The sequence below is a fragment of the Stenotrophomonas sp. K-6 genome (assembly GCF_056861555.1).
In genome coordinates this window covers 260,791-276,866 of sequence record NZ_JBSPUC010000001.1, presented here as the reverse complement: position 1 = coordinate 276,866, position 16,076 = coordinate 260,791, and the positions used below count along the sequence as shown (strand labels likewise).

General features: G+C 67.8%; 13 protein-coding genes. 8 read left to right on the top strand and 5 right to left on the bottom strand.

Going from position 1 to position 16,076, the window contains the following annotated elements; all coding sequences use genetic code 11:
- Positions 1-161 precede the first annotated feature (161 nt).
- From AC13F7_RS01275 to AC13F7_RS01255, 5 genes are all read left to right on the top strand, one after another.
- Positions 162-2,270, top strand: a complete 2,109-nt coding sequence (locus AC13F7_RS01275) for a TonB-dependent siderophore receptor (RefSeq protein WP_482998990.1) — start codon at positions 162-164, stop codon at positions 2,268-2,270.
- An 80-nt stretch (positions 2,271-2,350) separates the two neighbouring features.
- On the top strand, positions 2,351-4,528 hold the full coding sequence (yccS, locus tag AC13F7_RS01270; RefSeq protein WP_482998989.1) for a YccS family putative transporter: 2,178 nt from the start codon (positions 2,351-2,353) through the stop codon (positions 4,526-4,528).
- An 82-nt stretch (positions 4,529-4,610) separates the two neighbouring features.
- Positions 4,611-6,500, top strand: coding sequence for an MFS transporter (locus AC13F7_RS01265; protein WP_482998988.1), 1,890 nt, complete (start codon positions 4,611-4,613; stop codon positions 6,498-6,500).
- A gap of 111 nt (positions 6,501-6,611) precedes the next feature.
- Entirely contained in the window at positions 6,612-6,971 is a 360-nt protein-coding gene (locus AC13F7_RS01260) for a CD225/dispanin family protein (RefSeq protein ID WP_123729974.1), read from the top strand.
- Positions 6,971-7,390 (top strand): DUF2752 domain-containing protein, encoded by a 420-nt coding sequence (locus tag AC13F7_RS01255; RefSeq protein ID WP_482998987.1) that lies wholly within the window; start codon positions 6,971-6,973, stop codon positions 7,388-7,390. Before AC13F7_RS01260 ends, AC13F7_RS01255 begins: the two co-directional genes overlap by 1 nt.
- A gap of 11 nt (positions 7,391-7,401) precedes the next feature.
- Here AC13F7_RS01255 and ampE read toward each other — a convergent pair whose 3' ends face one another.
- The 5 genes from ampE to AC13F7_RS01230 form a co-directional block, all read right to left on the bottom strand.
- Positions 7,402-8,295: a regulatory signaling modulator protein AmpE gene (ampE, locus tag AC13F7_RS01250; RefSeq protein ID WP_481467124.1), complete on the bottom strand. Its 894-nt coding sequence runs from the start codon at positions 8,293-8,295 to the stop codon at positions 7,402-7,404.
- Between the two features lie 120 nt (positions 8,296-8,415).
- Positions 8,416-9,321, bottom strand: a complete 906-nt coding sequence (gene nudC, locus AC13F7_RS01245) for an NAD(+) diphosphatase (protein ID WP_482998986.1) — start codon at positions 9,319-9,321, stop codon at positions 8,416-8,418.
- Positions 9,322-9,390: 69 nt separating this feature from the next.
- Positions 9,391-9,780, bottom strand: coding sequence for an iron-sulfur cluster insertion protein ErpA (erpA, locus tag AC13F7_RS01240; protein WP_019185327.1), 390 nt, complete (start codon positions 9,778-9,780; stop codon positions 9,391-9,393).
- Between the two features lie 37 nt (positions 9,781-9,817).
- Positions 9,818-10,279: a bactofilin family protein gene (locus tag AC13F7_RS01235; protein ID WP_046273056.1), complete on the bottom strand. Its 462-nt coding sequence runs from the start codon at positions 10,277-10,279 to the stop codon at positions 9,818-9,820.
- Between the two features lie 4 nt (positions 10,280-10,283).
- Complete coding sequence (locus AC13F7_RS01230) at positions 10,284-11,033, bottom strand: DUF6776 family protein (protein WP_482998985.1); 750 nt, start codon at positions 11,031-11,033, stop codon at positions 10,284-10,286.
- 181 nt (positions 11,034-11,214) lie between these two features.
- Between AC13F7_RS01230 and AC13F7_RS01225 the strand changes: the two genes are divergently transcribed.
- The 3 genes from AC13F7_RS01225 to AC13F7_RS01215 are packed head-to-tail and all read left to right on the top strand — an operon-like array spanning position 11,215 to position 16,076.
- Positions 11,215-11,841, top strand: coding sequence for a DUF4126 domain-containing protein (locus tag AC13F7_RS01225; protein WP_353084769.1), 627 nt, complete (start codon positions 11,215-11,217; stop codon positions 11,839-11,841).
- Between the two features lie 57 nt (positions 11,842-11,898).
- Positions 11,899-13,758 (top strand): EAL domain-containing protein, encoded by a 1,860-nt coding sequence (locus tag AC13F7_RS01220; RefSeq protein ID WP_482998984.1) that lies wholly within the window; start codon positions 11,899-11,901, stop codon positions 13,756-13,758.
- 53 nt (positions 13,759-13,811) lie between these two features.
- The gene (locus AC13F7_RS01215; RefSeq protein ID WP_482999476.1) at positions 13,812-16,076 is read left to right on the top strand and encodes an ATP-binding protein; all 2,265 of its coding nucleotides are present in this window, start codon (positions 13,812-13,814) and stop codon (positions 16,074-16,076) included.

Here is a 16,076-nt window from a genome sequence, read left to right as displayed (position 1 = left end):
GCCTAAAAGAGAACAATTCGCATCAGCCACGGTCCTGCATTGCCCCAGCGCGCTGCCCCGCTCCCGGTTCCCCGGCCAGCCTGACGACTCAGCCACCCCTCCTTTTCCGCTTTCTTCTGATCGCGGACGGTGTGCTGCTGTCCGCGGAGGACCCCCACAACATGCGCCAGTCTGTGTCTTTGCTCCCGGCCGTGGTGCCGGGCTGCCGTGTCCGTGCCCTGCGCCCGGCCCTGCTCGCCCTTTCCCTTGCCGCGGCCTGCGCTGCGCATGCCCAGTCCACGCCCGACGGCGCCGCCCGGGCGCGCTTGGCCACCGACCTGGATGCGATCAAGGTCACCGCCGAACGCACCCATACCGACACCGGCGCGCTGGGCGACCGCGCCGTGCGCGATACCCCCTTCGCGATCTCGGTGGTGGGGCGCGAGGACATCGAGAAGCGCCAGGTGGTCTCGCTGGGCGAGGCCTTCCTCACCGATCCGTCCGTGGTCACCCAGGTCAGCGCTTACGCCAGTGGCTGGAGCTCGCCGATCCGCAACCGCGGCATCGATCTGAGCTACGACAGCTACCGCGTCAACGGCCTGCAGGTCTCTTCGTGGGGCACCGAGTGGCCGCTGGAAGTGATGGAGCAGGTGGAACTGCTGAAGGGTCCCGGTGGCTTCATGTATGGCTTCGGCCAGCCCGGTGGCATCGTCAACTACGTCACCAAGAAGCCCACCGAGGTCACCACGCTGTCGGCACAGCTCGGCTGGCGCGAGGCGGGCATCGTCAGCGGCCAGGTCGATGTGGGCGGACGCTTCGGCAACGAGGACATGTTCGGCTACCGCTTCAATGCGTATCAGGAGAAAGGCGAGACCTTCAACGGCGGCGAGGTGAATCGCAAGGTCGGCGCACTGTCGCTGGATGCGCGTCTGAGCGACCGCCTCACCTGGACCTTCGACGGCGTGTTCCAGTCACGCGATCTCAGCAACGAATCCCCGCAGTACTACTTCATCGGCCTGACCGAGCTGCCGCGCCCGCTGGCCGGCGACATCGACAACAGCATCGATGGCAGCTACTACGACACCCGTTCCAGCCTGCTCTCCACCGCCTTGAACTGGCAGATCAACAGCGACTGGAAGGCCAGCCTGAGCTATGGCGTGACCACCTCGTGGAACGACGTCAACAAGATCTTCGCCTACATCGATGACGTCAACGGCGACTACGACGTCAACACCTACGAGCTCGGCGGCAAGAGCGAGTGGAAGCTGGCCCAGGCCATCGTGCAGGGCCGCTTCCAGACCGGCCCGCTGTCGCACCAGGTCGTTGCCGGCGTCTCCCACCAGACCGGCCTGGGCTGGGACCGCCCGTACGAGTGGAACACCCTCGGCCGCGGCAACCTCTATCAGCGTCCGACGCTGCGCCACGATGCGGTCGGCTCGCGCGTGCTCAGCCGCGGCAGCGAGACCGTGCAGCAGGCGGTATTCGTGAGCGACACCGTCAGCTTCGCCGACGGCTGGTCGGTGCTGGCCGGCGCGCGCTACAACGACTTCGAAAACAAGGGCGCGTACCACACCTATCCGGTTACCCCGACCTACTCCCTGATGTACAAGCCGGCCGATGCCGTGACGCTGTATGCCAGCTACGTCGAATCGCTGGAAGCCGGCAGCCGCGTGGGCAGCGATTACATCAATGCCGGCGACGTGCTCGACCCCACCATCAGCAAGCAGGTCGAGATCGGCGCGAAGATCGAGTATCCGCGCTGGAGCGCCAATGCCGCCGCCTTCCGATTGGAGCGGGGCGCCAACATCGACCTGATCACGCCCGCCGGCAAGCGGCTGGTGCAGGACGGCATCACCCTGTACGAAGGCGTGGAAGTCAGTGGCGATGTGCGCCTGACCGATGCCTTCACCCTCGGTGGTGGCGTGACCTGGCTGGACCCGACCTACGACAAGCTCTCCCCCGACAGCGTCGCCCAGGAAGGCAACCGCACCGCCGGCGCCGCCCGCTGGCAGGGCGTGCTGCACGCCGACTACAGCATCGCGCAGATCGAGGGCCTGAGCGTGTACGCACTGGCCCGCTACTACGGTGACGTCTACTACGACGCCGACAACACGCTCAAGCTGCCCGGCTACACCCTGGTCAACGCCGGCGTCGGCTACCGCATGCAGGCCGCCGGCCACCCCGTCACCTGGCGCGCCGGCGTGGAGAACCTCGCCAACAAGAAGTACTGGTCGAACGCAGGCGTCGGCCTGCCGCGCACCTTCGCGGTGAGCGTGCGGTTCGATATGTAAATTGCACCGGCCCCGCAGACAGAGGTGTCCCCTTCACCCCGCTCCGGCAATAATGGTGGCCTGCCTGCCACCGAGTCGCCATGCCTTCGTTCGAAACCCGCGTCAGCCGCCTGTGGGCGCATGAAAAGGCCAGCTATGGCCTGCGGGTGTTCATCGCGTTGTCCGCGGCGATGGGGCTGTGCTGGTACCTGGACCAGCTGCCTGCGCTGCCCGGCGTGTTCCTGGGCATCATCGCCAGCGCGATCGCCGAGACCGACGACAACTGGTGGGGCCGGATCAAATCGGTGGCGCTGTCACTGCTGTGCTTCGTGGCAGCCGCAGCCGCCGTGGTGGTGCTGTTCCCGCATCCGTGGTGGTTCATCACCGCGCTGGCCGCCGCGACGTTCGGGCTGACCCTGCTGGGCGGCCTGGGCGAGCGCTACGCCTCGATCGCGCAGGCCACGGTGACCCTCGCGATCTACACAATGATCGGCCTGGAACAGCACGGCAGCGCGGATCTGGCCCAGTCGATCAGCGCGGTCAGCCACCTGCTGGCGGGCGCGGCCTGGTACGGCCTGCTTTCGATCCTATGGACCACCCTGTTCGCCAACCGGCCGGTGCGCGAGCGCGTGGCCCGGCTGTACATCGAACTGGGCCGCTACCTGCAGCTCAAGGCCGATCTGTTCGAACCGGTCCGCGATGCCGACGTGCAGAAGCGCCAGCTGGCGCTGGCCGAACAGAACCGGCGCGTGGTCGAAGCGCTGAACATCGCCAAGACCGCGATCCTGGCACGCTTCGGCCGCTCCGGCCGGCCCGGCGTGCAGTCCGGCCTGTACCTGCGCCTGTATTACATGGCCCAGGACTTCCATGAGCGCGCCAGCTCCTCGCACTACCCCTACGGCGCATTGACCGAGGCGTTTTTCCACAGCGACGTGCTGTACCGCTGCCAGCGCCTGCTCGCGCTGCAGGGTGAGGCCTGCGCCAACCTTGGCCAGGCGATCCGCCTGCGCCAGCCGTTCCAGTACGGCGAGCGCACCAAACAGGCCACCGCCGATCTCACCGATTCGCTGAGCTGGCTGCGCGCCCAGCACAATCCGCAGTGGCAGCGTCTGCTGGCCTCGCTGGAGCTGCTCGGCCATAACCTGCAGAGCATCGAGCGGCGCCTGTCCGAGGCCGAGAAGTCCGAGTCCACCCTGGACAACGTCGATACCCGCCTGCGCGATACCAACCCGCACACCCTGCGCGAAATGGGCGTGCGCATCCGCCAGCAGCTCACCCCCGGCTCGGTGCTGTTCCGGCATGGCCTGCGCATGGCGCTGGCGCTGATCGTCGGGTTCGCCGCGATCCGGCTGTTCAACGCCCAGAACGGCTCGTGGGTACTGCTCACCATTGTGTTCGTGTGCCGCCCGCATTTCGGTGCGACCCGCCAGCGCCTTGCGCAGCGGATCGCCGGCACGCTGATCGGTCTGGTCCTGACCTGGGCGCTGATGCAGCTGTTCCAGGACCTGCGCATCGAACTGCTGATCGCGCTGCTGTCGGCACTGCTGTTCTTCTTCACCCGCAGCGATCGCTACCTGGTGGCCTCGGCGGCGATCACGGTGATGGCGCTGACCTGCTTCAACCTGATCGGCGATGGCTTCCTGCTCATCTGGCCGCGCCTGGTGGATACGCTGCTGGGCTGTGCGATCGCCGCGGCGGCCGCGTTCCTGATCCTGCCCGACTGGCAGGGCCGGCGCCTGAACCTGGTGATGGCGCGCGTGCTCGACAACTGTGCCAAGTACCTGCACGCGGTGCTGGGCCAGTACGGCAGCGGCATGCAGGACGACCTGGCCTACCGCATTGCACGGCGCGACATGCACAACGCCGACGCGGCACTGTCCACGGCCTTGTCGAACATGCTGCGCGAGCCCGGCCACGTGCGCCGCAACCTGGATGCCGGCTTCCGCTTCCTGGCGCTGTCCAACACCCTGCTCGGCCATCTCTCCGCACTGGGCGCCCACCGCACCCAGCTGGACAGCTACGGCCAGGATCCGCTGGCGCTGTCCGGCGGCGAACGGGTGCAGCAGGCCATGCAGCAGATCGCCAACGCGCTGCAGCAGCGCCAGCCGGTGGCCGAAGACGCCAACGAGGGCGATCGCGCCCTGGCCGAGCAGCTGGAGCAGATGACGGACGACATGCCGCCCAAGCTGCAGCTGATCCGCACCCAGATGGGGCTGATGTTGCGCCTGCTGCCCAAGCTGCGCGGCGCCGCCAACGAGGCCGCCCGGACGCTGCGCTGAATCCGGCCGGGACATTCGCCGGCCCTGCCATGCTGCGCCAACAGGGAGAATGCTAGGCTGCGCCGGTTCGCAAGGAGTCTTCATGTCCGGCCATAGTCAGTTCGCTCTGCTCAGGCAACGCCGTTTCCTGCCGTTTTTCATCGTCCAGTCGCTGGGCGCGTTCAACGACAACGTCTACCGCCAGGCCATCATCGCGCTGCTGTTCTTCCTCGGCACGCCGATCGAAGAGCGCTCGCTGTATACCAACCTGGCGCCGGCGATCTTCATCCTGCCGTACTTCCTGTTCTCGGCGCTGGCCGGCCAGATCGCGGAGAAGCTGGAGAAATCGCGACTGATCGTGATCACCACGACCATGGAAATCGCGATCATGTCGCTGGCCGCGCTTGGTTTCCTGACCGAGAGCATGCCGGTGCTGCTGGTCGCGCTGTTCTGCACCGGCATGCAGTCCACCCTGTTCGGGCCCGTGAAGTACTCGGTGCTGCCTTCCATCCTCAAGCCAGAAGAGCTGACCGGCGGCAACGGCCTGGTCGAGATGGGCACCTCACTGTCGATCCTGTCCGGAATGATCGCCGGCGGCCTGATCTTCGCCCTGTCCGGCAGCCATGGGCCGATCGTGGCGGCCACTGCGGTGATCGTGCTCGCCATCGCGGGCAACCTGACCGCACGGATGATTCCCAAGGTCGATGCGGGCGCGCCGGACCTGAAGATCAACTGGAACCCGCTGCCCGAGTCGCTCGCGGTACTGCGCATGGCCAAGAAGCAGAAAGCCGTGCGCAATGCGATCCTGGGCGTGTCCTGGTTCTGGTTCGTCGGCACCATGCTCACCTCGCAGCTGCCCACGTATGCCGAGGTCAACCTGGGCGGCGGCTCCCTGCTCTACATCTTCGCGCTGGCGCTGTTCTCACTCGGCACCGGCACCGGCTCGCTGCTGTGCGAGAAGCTGTCCGGGCGAACCGTGGAAATCGGCCTGGTGCCGCTGGGTGCGTTCGGCATGACCGCCTTCATGCTCGACCTGTACTTCGCCCGCGTCGGCGAGGCTGCCGTGGCCGGGCTGTCGATCTGGCAGTTCGTGCAGGCCCCGGGCAGCGCGCGCATCATCATCGATCTGATCGGCATCGGCCTGTTCACCGGCTTCTTCGTGGTGCCGTTGTTCGCGCTGATCCAGAGCCGCACGGCCAAGTCGGAAATGTCGCGCGTGTTCGCTGCGCTCAACATCCAGAATTCCGGCTTCATCGTGCTCGCTGCGGGTCTTGGCCTGCTTACCCAGCGCGTGCTGGACTGGACCATCCCGCAGCTGTTCCTGGCGCTGGCGATCGCCAATGCCGTGGTGTCGATCTACATCTTCACCATCGTGCCCGAATTCCTGATGCGCTTCCTCAGCTGGGTGATGGTGCGCACGCTGTACCGGCTGCGCCCGCATGGGATCGAGGCCAACGTACCGGACGAAGGTGCTGCGCTGATCGTGTGCAACCACGTCAGCTACATGGACGCGCTGATCCTGTCGGCGACGATCCCGCGCCCGGTGCGTTTCGTCATGTACTACAAGATCTTCAACATCCCGGTGATGCGCTGGATCTTCCGCACCGCCAAGGCGATTCCCATCGCCGGCGCGCGCGAGGATCCTGCGTTGATGCAGGCCGCGTTCGATGAGGTGGACAAGGCGCTGGCCGAGGGCGAACTGGTGTGCATCTTCCCCGAGGGCGCGTTGACCCGCGATGGGCAGATGGGCGCGTTCAAATCGGGCGTGGAGAAGATTCTCGAACGTCGCCCGGTGCCGGTGGTGCCGATGGCACTGCGGGGAATGTGGACGAGCATGTGGAGCCGGCGCGACACGCGTTTGGGCCGCATGCGAGTGCCACGCCGCTTCCGCGCGCATGTGGAGGTGGTCGCCTCTGCGCCGATCGCGGGCGAGGCCGCCACCGCCCCCATGCTGGAAGCCCAGGTGCGACAGCTGCGGGGCGATCAGGCCTGAGCCCCGCCCTGTCTGCATGTAACCGTATACATAGAGACAGGGACATCGGTTAGATTACCGCCCGGGACACCTCGTGCGTCCACACCCACCCAAGCAAATGGAGTTTCGCTGATGAATGCCACCGCCCCACTGCCGCCCGCCCCGGGCAGCATCCCGAACCACCTGATCTGGTCGATCGTCGTCACCATCCTGGCGTTCTTCGTGTGCTGCCTGTCGTGCCTGAGTTTCCCGGGCATCGTCACCGGCGTGGTCGCGATCGTGTTCGCCAGCAAGGTCAACGGCCTGCTCAACCAGGGCGACCTGGAAGGCGCACGTCGTGCTTCCAAGAACGCCAAGATCTGGGCCTGGGTCACCACCGGCTTCCTGATCGCCGGCGTCGTGCTGTTCGTGATCTCGCTGGCCTTCATGGGCGTGGACGGTTACATGGAGCAGATGCAGCAGTTCCAGCAGCAGATCGAAAGCAACAGCTGATGATCGCGCTGCACGGCAAGCGCTGGTTGCTGGCGTTGTTGCCACCGGCCGCACTGGCGGCCGGTGCGGGGTTCTGGGTGCTGCGGCACTACGACCCCAACAGCGCCAGCAGTCCGTTCCCGCCGTGCAGCTTTCTGACGGTCACCGGGTATTACTGCATCGGCTGCGGGTTGACGCGTGCACTGCACGCGCTGGCCCACGGCGATGTGGTCACCGCGTTCTCGATGAACCCCCTGGCCATGCTGATGCTGGCCATCGCCCCGCTGGTACTCGGTTGGGCGCTGGGCTGGCGCCCGCGCGTGCTGCAGCCGCTGATCACGCTGCTGATGAAGCCCGCCTTCTGGCTGATCCTGCTGCCCGCGTACTGGATCGCACGCAACCTGCCGTGGGTGCCGTTTACCTGGTTGGCACCGGGCTGATCCTATAACTGCTAGGTGACCCAGCCGGCGATCACCAGCAACGCCAGCACCGCCATCCACAGCAGCAGCATGCGCCACACCAGGCTCATCGCATCGCGCAGCTCCGGCAGACGACGCCACACCGGCACCATCCCCGCATCACTGTAATCGTGCGCGTCCTCACGCAGCTCGGCGCTCACGCTTGCCCGCGCGACCGCACCGAGGAAGTGCGTGGAGGCCGACCATTGATTGCCGTGCGCTTCGCGCCAGGCCTTGAACGCGGTATCAAAGTTGCCGACCAGTGCCATCGACAGCGACATCAGCTGCGCGACCGGCCACTCCAGCCAGGCCAGCACCACGCGTGCACCGGCGACCGCTTCCACGCTGGCCAGCGAGCGCATGGGGCCGACCGCCAGCAAGGCCAGCAGGCGATACAGCAGCGCGCCGACCGGGCCCAGCAGCAGGAACCAGAACAGCACCGCGAACCAGCGCCGCAGCGCGTTGAGCACGGTCGCCTCGACCAGCGAGGGCACGTCTTCGTGCAGGCTGCCACCGGCCGATTGCAGCTGTGCGATGCCCAGGTGCCGCGCGTGGGCGTCATCCGCGTCGATCACCGCCTCGACATCGCGGTCCAGATCGCGCGGGCCCCAGCACATCACCAGTACCAGCACGCCCAGCAGCAGCGACGGCAGGCCGTAGACGCGGCCATCGAACAGCCACTGCAGCATGCCCAGCACCGCCACGAACGGCAGCACGGCCAGCCAGGCGCCCTTGCGGCCGCGCCAGAGGCCGCCTTCGGCAGCGTGCCGGTCCAGCCACTGCAGCCAGCGCCGGTACAGGCCGAACCGCCGCAGCGCGACGGCCACGCCAGGCGCAACATGGCCCAAGGCCAAGGCAACCAGCACGGCGACCAGGGTGGTGAACATGTAAGCCTCCGGCTCGGGACGTGGAACGCGCCGCTACTATGCCTTGCGGCCCGGCAATTCCCCGGGCCGTTGGTAATGTACCGCGCCGCGTGTTCAGCCTGCGGCAACGGCGGGCGACGGTCAGGCCACCTGCTGGCGGTACCAGTGCTCGATCAGGCTGCGCGAGATCGAGATGGGCGGGGACAGACGGATGCCTTCGCCGTCATCCTCCACGTCGCGGGCCAGGGCCGCTCCTACTTCCTCGGCGGTGAACCAGCGTGCATCTTCCAGCTCGCCGTTCACGGTGGGCACGTCGTCTTCGGCCGTCGCCGCGAAGCCCAGCATCAGCGCGCCGGGGAACGGCCACGGCTGCGTGCCCAGGTAGCGGCACTCGCGCACACGCACCCGGCTCTCTTCGAACACCTCGCGGACCACGGTCTGCTCCAGCGATTCGCCCGGCTCCACGAAACCGGCCAGCACCGAGTAACGGCGCGGGGCCCAGTTCGCCTGGCGACCGAGCAGCAGCCGGCCCTGGTTTTCTACCGCCACGATCACCGCCGGGTCCACGCGCGGGTAGTGTTCGGTGGCGCACTGGCCACACCGGCCGACGAAGCCGCCCCGGCTGAAGGTCACCGCGCCACCGCACACCCCGCAGAAGCGGGTGCGCGACTGCCAGTAGGACATGCCACGGGCGTAGCAGAAGGCGGTGGAATCGGCGATGGACCAGGTCGCGGCCGACTGGCGCAGATCCACGCGCTGCGGCGCGGCCACCGTCACGGCGGCGGCCTCCAGCGAGAACCACGCCTGCTCGCCGCGCAGGCCGAGGAAGATCGCGGTGCCGGGCCCGCCGCCGAGATCGGCGCCGGTCAATGGCAGTGGCTGACCGTCATCGCCGGCCAGGGCCGTGCCATCGGGATCGAGGACCAATACGCGCGCGTCCGGCCACAACCGCAACAACGCATCGGCGTCATCGCGCAGGGTATCGGCGCGCTCCAACGGCTCGCTGACAAAGGCGAAACCGGAAAGCTGCGAGGGAAATCTGGACATCGCAAGAGCCTGCCCACATTCGGCGGGACTGGCAAGCGGCAACCGACCGTTTGGCCGGTTGCGCGCACATCACATGCTGAAACTGCTGCCGCAGCCGCAGGTGGTCTTGGCGTTCGGATTGCGGATCACGAACTGCGCGCCGGTCAGGCTTTCGGTGTAATCCACCTCGGCGCCCATCAGGTACTGCAGGCTCAGCGGATCGACCAGCAGCGTGACGCCGGCGGTATCCACGGCCAGATCGTCCTCGGCGCGGTTCTCATCGAACTCGAACCCGTACTGGAAGCCGGAACAACCGCCGCCTTCGATGTAGACGCGCAGGGCGAGGGCAGCGTTGCCCTCATCCTGGATCAGCTCCTTGACCTTGGCCGCAGCGGCCTCGGTGAAGTTCAGCGGACGGTCCAGGGACTGGTAGTTCGGCGCGGCGGCGGGAGCGCCGGGCAGGGAAACAAGCGTGCTCATGCCCCCAGCATGGGGGTGCATGAGCACGGTTTCAAGCTCAGGCCATCGCCTCGGCCAGCTTCTTGCGGGCCGCGGTGTCCTTGCCCTTGCCCTCGTCCGCATCCCCGGACGGCGGCGGCAGGGCCATCTGCGCCGAGGTATGGATCAGGCGGCCGGTCAGCTGGGCGCCGGCGTGCATTTCCACGACCTGGTAATGGATGTTGCCCGTCACCCGGGCGCTGGGGGTCAATTCGACCCGCTCGGTGGCGTGCACATCCCCGTCCAGACGGCCGCTGATGACCACTACCTGGGCGCGGATCTCGCCTTCGATGGCACCGTGCTCGGCCACCGTCAGGGTGGCGTTGCTGGCGCCGTCCTGGGCGATCACCTTGCCCAGGATGGTGCCTTCCACGTACAGGCCACCGCTGAATTCCACGTCCCCGCGGATCACCACCTGCGCGCCGATCAGCGCGTCCACGACCAGATGTCCGTCGCGGTTGGACTTGTTGCTGCCAAACATGGGCTTACTCCCCTTCTTTTGCCGATGCCGCCGGTGCGCCGGCCTGCTTCCAATCGAATACCTGGGTGGCGCCCCCCGCGCCCGATCCCAGCGTGACCCGCACGCGTTGCGGGGTGAAGCCTTTGGGCAGCATCACGCTGCCGGTGAGCTGCTGGAAGTACCGGAAGGAATAGTCCTGGCCCGGCACCTTGGTGCGCTGGTGCAGCTCGTCCCAGCTGACCGAGGTCAGCTTGCCGTCCTTGACGCCTTCCACCGTGAAGCGCATCTGCCCTTGGCTGATCGCCCCGCGGTTCAGGTTCTGGGTCAGCACCACGGCGTACTGCCAGGTGCCACCCGTTTCCGGCGCGAACTCCACCGAATGGGTGTTCAGGCCCTTGCGCTGGCTGGTCGCACCGACCAGCCGCTCGTAGAAGGCCACGTCGGCGCGCAGGCCGGCGATCTCTTCATCACGCTCGCCCAGCGAGGCCTGGACCTCGGTGTTGGCGGCGCGGCTGATGCGGTCGGACGCCTGCAGGGTCGCCTGGCGCTGCTGCAGCTCGATGAGCTGCTGCTGGAGGCGATCGTTGCGGGTTTCGGCCGCCTTGAGCTGGGTGCCGACGTCGCCGCCGGGCGAGCCCAGCCAGGCACCGAGCAGCGCGGCCAGGACCAGCGACAGCACCCAGGTCCCGCCCAGCACCAGCAGGCGCTTGCGGTCCTGCACGGGCGGCGCGCCCGGCCGGCGGATCTGGATGCGGGAAGGTGTGGGTTTGCTCATGGCAGTCCTGGGCGACCGCGCCTGGCGGCGCTGTCGCAACGGCCCCTGTCTGGAACGACTTGCTAGTGTAAGTCAGGGAAAAGGCCTTGTCCGCGCAGGGCCCGGATCGGGGCAGTAGCGTTCATGGACGTCATCCCCGATAGTGTGCGCCTGTGCACATTCTGCAGCGGGAGCGCGTGCCATGACCGAAGCCCACCTGTTCGTGATCGGCATCCTGCTGGCCTGGCTGGCCGGCATCCGCGTGTACCTGACCGTGTTCGGCGTCGGCCTGGCCGGGCTGCTGGGCTGGGTCGATCTGCCGCCGGCCCTGCAGGCCACGGAGTCCTGGTGGGTGCTGGGCACCTCGGCCGCGCTGGCCATCGCCGAATTCTTCGCCGACAAGATTCCCGGGGTCGATTCGGCCTGGGATCTGGTCCAGACCCTGGCCAGGGTGCCGGCCGGCGCCTTTCTCGCTGCCGCCACGCTTTCGCCCAGCGGCGAGCTCAGCAGTACCGCACTGGTCGCCGGGGCCGGTGTCGCCCTTGCCAGCCACGGGCTCAAATCCGGTACCCGCGCCCTGCTCAACACCTCGCCCGAACCGGCCAGCAACTGGGTCGCCTCGGCCGCCGAAGACACCGTGGTGGTCGGCGGGCTGGCGCTGGCGCTGGCCCACCCGTGGCTGGCGCTGATCCTGGTGGTGGCCTGCAGCCTGATCGGTGCGTTGATCGTGTGGATGATCTGGCGGACGTTGTGGAAAGGCATGCGCTGGCTGATGCGCCAGGCCGACAGTGGGCAGACCCAGGTCAAACCGGGAACCCTGCCACGGTAATGCGTGCCCTGCCCTCGGGCGTTCGTCGCATAATTGCGGCGCAGACTGGGAGTACTGATGGCCGTTCACGATAATGTTGTTGCACCCTCGCGCGCCGTGCGCGCTGAAACGCCGCCGGCCGATCACTGGCAGCGCTGGCAGCGCCCGGACGCGCCGGCACCGGTGGCCATCAGCAATGTCATCGCGCTCAATGCTGCACCGGCCAGCCCGCCGCCGCTGCTCCCACCGCTGCCCACCGATGCCAGCCAGATGGCCCCGCCCGGGATCGACTCGCCCTACCGCGTGCTGATCGTCGAGGACGACCGCTCGCAGGCCCTGTTTGCGCAGAGCGTGCTGCACGGTGCCGGCATGGAGGCGCTGGTGCACAGCGATGCCGAGGGCGTGCAGCAGGCCATCGCCGAGCACCGCCCCGATCTGATTCTGATGGACCTGCATCTGCCCGGCCTGGATGGCATGCGCTTGACCGCGCTGATCCGCCAGCAACCCGGCCAGCAGCTGCTGCCGATCGTCTTCCTCAGTGGCGATCCGGATCCGGAGCGCCAGTTCGAAGTGCTCGACAGCGGCGCCGATGATTTCCTCAGCAAGCCGATCCGCCCGCGCCATCTGATCGCCGCCGTGTCCAACCGGATTCGCCGCGCCCGCGCCCAGGCCGCCTCGCAGGCAGGCAACGCCGGTGCCCCGGCAATGAGCAACCCCGAGACCGGCCTGCCCACGCGTCATCACGTGATGCAGCAGCTCGGCGCCTCTCTCGCCCATCGTGATCGTGGCGGCCTGTTCTTCATCGAAATCGCCAGCGCGCTCGGCCTGCGCGAACGCTATGGCTATGCCGCGTTCGAGCGGCTGATGACCCAGGCGGGTCAGCGTCTGGCCGATGCGGCCCAACCCCATCTGCTGGCACGCCTGAACGACAACAGCTTCCTGGTGCTGGGCCGCGATGCCGACGAGGACACCCTGGATGCGATGGCGCACGCACTGCGCGAGCAGTTGTCCACGCGCGCCTTCGTGATCCGCGATGACGAATCGGTGCACCTGCGCGGCGTGGTCGGGCATGCCCAGCTCTCGCCGGGCTTCCCCGATGCGGGCAGCGCGCTGGAGGCGGTCGAACGCACCACGCTGCAGGCGCGCCTGCTGACCGCGGGGGTGGCCGCCTACGTGCGCCGCGAGGATGTCGCCGCGCAGGAGCACCTCGCGTTGCTGGAAGGGCAGTTGGAACTCGCCTATCAACCGATCGTCGCGGTGGCTGGGGCCAACACCGCGCAGTACCAGGTGCTGCTGCGGCTGCGCCAGGCCGATGGCAGCGTGCTCGCCGCCGGCCAGGTGATTCCGGCTGCCGAAGCAGCGGGGCGCATCGCCGATCTGGACCAGCAGGTGCTCGACCACGCATTGGGCCTGCTGGATCTGTATCGCCACGCCGCGCAGCCGCTGCACCTGTTCGTGTCGCAATCACTGCGCACGCTGGCCCGCGATGCCTTCGGCGACTGGCTGCTGGAATCGCTGGCGAGCCGGCAGATCGACGGCAGCGCGCTGGTCATCGATGTGCGCCTGCCCGATGCACTCATCCACACCGTCACCCTGCAGCAGTTCTGCACGCGCATGCATGCGGCCGGTGTGCGCTTCTGCCTGAGCCAGTTCGAGCCGGGCGATGAAGCCAATGCGCTGATGTCGCAGCTGCCGCTGGCCTTTGTGCGCATGGCGGCACGCTTCTCCAACAGCCATACCAACCAGCAGACGCGTGACGAACTGCGCGCGGCGATCGATCTGGCCCACCGCGCCGGGCTGCGCATCATCGGCCAGCAGATCGAAGACCCGCAGGCTGCTGCGGCGATGTGGATCGGCGGGGTCGATTTCATTCAGGGCAACATGGTCCAGTCTGCCGGCAACGAACTGAACTTCGACTTCCAGAATTCGGTGCTCTGAGCATGGGACGCCACGGACGGCCAGCCCACTTGCCCACCCCGGCTTCGCTGTGGATCGCTGCCGGCTCAGCTGCGGTCTGCACCACTGCCGCGGTGATGGCACGGACCGGGGCCAACGGCCCGTGGATCGACATCGCCGCGGGTACCGGGGTGATGGCACTGCTCGCGGCGATCCAGGGGGTGCGCCGCTGGCGGCAAGCGCAGGACTCCCTCCACACACTGCAGCAGCGCAGCGAAGCGCTGTTGCTCGAGCGCGATCAGCTGCAGCAGCGCCGACAGCAGCAGAACCAGCTGGAACAGGAACTGCTCAGCGCCAAACAGGCCGCCGAAGCCGCCGCACTGGCCAAGGGCGAGTTCCTGGCCACGATGAGCCACGAGATCCGCACGCCGCTCAACGGCATTCTGCCGATGCTGGACCTGATCGCGCGCGGCCAGCTCGGCAGCGACCAGCGGCAGATGCTGCAGACCGCCGCGACCAGCTCGCAGCAGTTGCTGCGCATCGTCGATGACATCCTCGATTACTCCCGACTCGAGGCCAAGGGCCTGAACCTGGAGATCACCACCTTCAACCTGCGCGAGCTGCTGGAGGGCCTGGTGCAGCTGATGCAGCGCGCCGCCGATCCCAAGGGGCTGCAGCTCTCGCTTGAACTGGACCCGGCGGTACGCCTGTCGGTGCGTGGCGACCCGGTCCGGCTGCGCCAGGTGCTGAGCAACCTGCTGGTCAACGCGATCAAGTTCACCGAGCGTGGCCAGATCCGGCTGCGCGTGCAGCGCCAGGGCGAAACCAACGCGCAGCACCAGCTGCGGTTCGAGATCGTCGACAGCGGTATCGGCATCGACGAGGCACTGCAGGCACGCCTGTTCCAGTCCTTCAGCCAGGCCGATGCCTCGACCACGCGCCTGTATGGCGGCACGGGCCTGGGTCTGGCGATCTGCAAGCGCATCATCGACCTGATGCACGGCCGTATCGGCGTGCACTCCACGCCCGGGCACGGGGCCACGTTCTGGTTTGAGATTCCGCTGCTCAAGGTGATCGGCGATCTGCCTGCCGCGCTGAGTGCGCGCCGTGCCCTGCTGGTCACCCGCGACCCGTTGCTGGCCCAGCGCATCGAGCGGGTGACCCAGCACCATGACCTGCGCCTGCACGCGGTGGAGACCAGCGCCGAGGCGATCGATGTCCTGCGCGCGCCGCAGCGGCGCGGCGTCGATCCCGTCCTGGCCTGGGTGATCGCAGACACCGACGGCCTGCGTCTTGGCGCCCAGGCACTGCAGAACGCGGTGGCCGGCAATGATCGCCACCCGGAGGCGCAGCTGCTGTGGCTGTATGGCGATGAGGCGCCCGTGCCCGAAGCGCTTGGCCCCGGGCCAGCCCTGTCGCGGCTGGCCGCCGACAGCGAGCTGCATGCGGTGTTGCGCCCGGTGCTGCCCAGTGCACGCCCGGCCGCGCTGCTGGCCGAGGTGGAATACGCCGGCTCACCCTCGGCACTACCGCAGTTTCCGCTGCGCCTGCTGCTGGTGGAAGACAACAGCGTCAACCTGCTGGTCGCGCAGCGGCTGCTGCAGGTACTCGGGTGCGAAGTGGTCACCGCCACCCAGGGTGAGCAGGCGCTGGAGGCGCTGCATACCCAGGCGTTCGATCTGGTGCTGATGGATTGCCAGATGCCGGTAGTGGATGGTTATGAAGCTACCCGCCGCTGGCGCGCGCACGAGGCCACGCTGGGGGCGGCGCGGTTGCCGATCGTGGCGATGACCGCCAATGCGATGGCCGGCGACCGCGAGCGCTGCCTGCAGGCCGGCATGGATGATTACCTGTCCAAACCGATCAACCGCGAAACGCTTCAGGTGGTGCTGGCACGGTGGAGCAGCGTGATGGCCGATGACACCGCCTCGACGCCGCCACTAGCCACGCCATCGGCGCTGACCCCGGCACCGTCGCCCCCCGCACGCGACGAAACACCCGCCGCAGTGCTCGACCAGGACGTGCTCGATGAACTGCTGGACGTGATCGGCGAGGACACCGCGCGCATCATCGGGGTGTTCCTGGATGACACCCCGCCGTTGATCCGGCAGCTGCAGGACGCCTCGGTCGCCGCGGACCTGGACCAGCTGCGCGCGTTGGCGCACAGCCTCAAATCGGCCAGTGCGAATGTAGGCGCGATGGCGCTGTCGTCAGCGGCCTGGCGGATCGAGCACGATGCCCGCGCCGGCACGCTGGAGCGCCCCGCCGTGGCGGTGGCGCTGTTGATCGCCGAGTTCGCGCGTGCACGGATCGCGCTGGCCGGCTATCACGCCCGCCTGCGCGCCCCGCTGCAGGGCTGA

What these genes read in the sequence shown, in the direction of transcription:
- nudC (WP_482998986.1), bottom strand. Translation starts at nt 9,321, where the DNA reads ATGTCCAGATTTCCCTCGCAGCTTTCCGGTTTCGCCTTTGTCAGCGAG.
- AC13F7_RS01255 (WP_482998987.1), top strand. Translation starts at nt 6,971, where the DNA reads ATGATCGCGCTGCACGGCAAGCGCTGGTTGCTGGCGTTGTTGCCACCG.
- AC13F7_RS01235 (WP_046273056.1), bottom strand. Translation starts at nt 10,279, where the DNA reads ATGTTTGGCAGCAACAAGTCCAACCGCGACGGACATCTGGTCGTGGAC.
- AC13F7_RS01230 (WP_482998985.1), bottom strand. Translation starts at nt 11,033, where the DNA reads ATGAGCAAACCCACACCTTCCCGCATCCAGATCCGCCGGCCGGGCGCG.
- ampE (WP_481467124.1), bottom strand. Translation starts at nt 8,295, where the DNA reads ATGTTCACCACCCTGGTCGCCGTGCTGGTTGCCTTGGCCTTGGGCCAT.
- AC13F7_RS01225 (WP_353084769.1), top strand. Translation starts at nt 11,215, where the DNA reads ATGACCGAAGCCCACCTGTTCGTGATCGGCATCCTGCTGGCCTGGCTG.
- AC13F7_RS01260 (WP_123729974.1), top strand. Translation starts at nt 6,612, where the DNA reads ATGAATGCCACCGCCCCACTGCCGCCCGCCCCGGGCAGCATCCCGAAC.
- AC13F7_RS01220 (WP_482998984.1), top strand. Translation starts at nt 11,899, where the DNA reads ATGGCCGTTCACGATAATGTTGTTGCACCCTCGCGCGCCGTGCGCGCT.
- erpA (WP_019185327.1), bottom strand. Translation starts at nt 9,780, where the DNA reads ATGAGCACGCTTGTTTCCCTGCCCGGCGCTCCCGCCGCCGCGCCGAAC.
- AC13F7_RS01265 (WP_482998988.1), top strand. Translation starts at nt 4,611, where the DNA reads ATGTCCGGCCATAGTCAGTTCGCTCTGCTCAGGCAACGCCGTTTCCTG.
- yccS (WP_482998989.1), top strand. Translation starts at nt 2,351, where the DNA reads ATGCCTTCGTTCGAAACCCGCGTCAGCCGCCTGTGGGCGCATGAAAAG.
- AC13F7_RS01275 (WP_482998990.1), top strand. Translation starts at nt 162, where the DNA reads ATGCGCCAGTCTGTGTCTTTGCTCCCGGCCGTGGTGCCGGGCTGCCGT.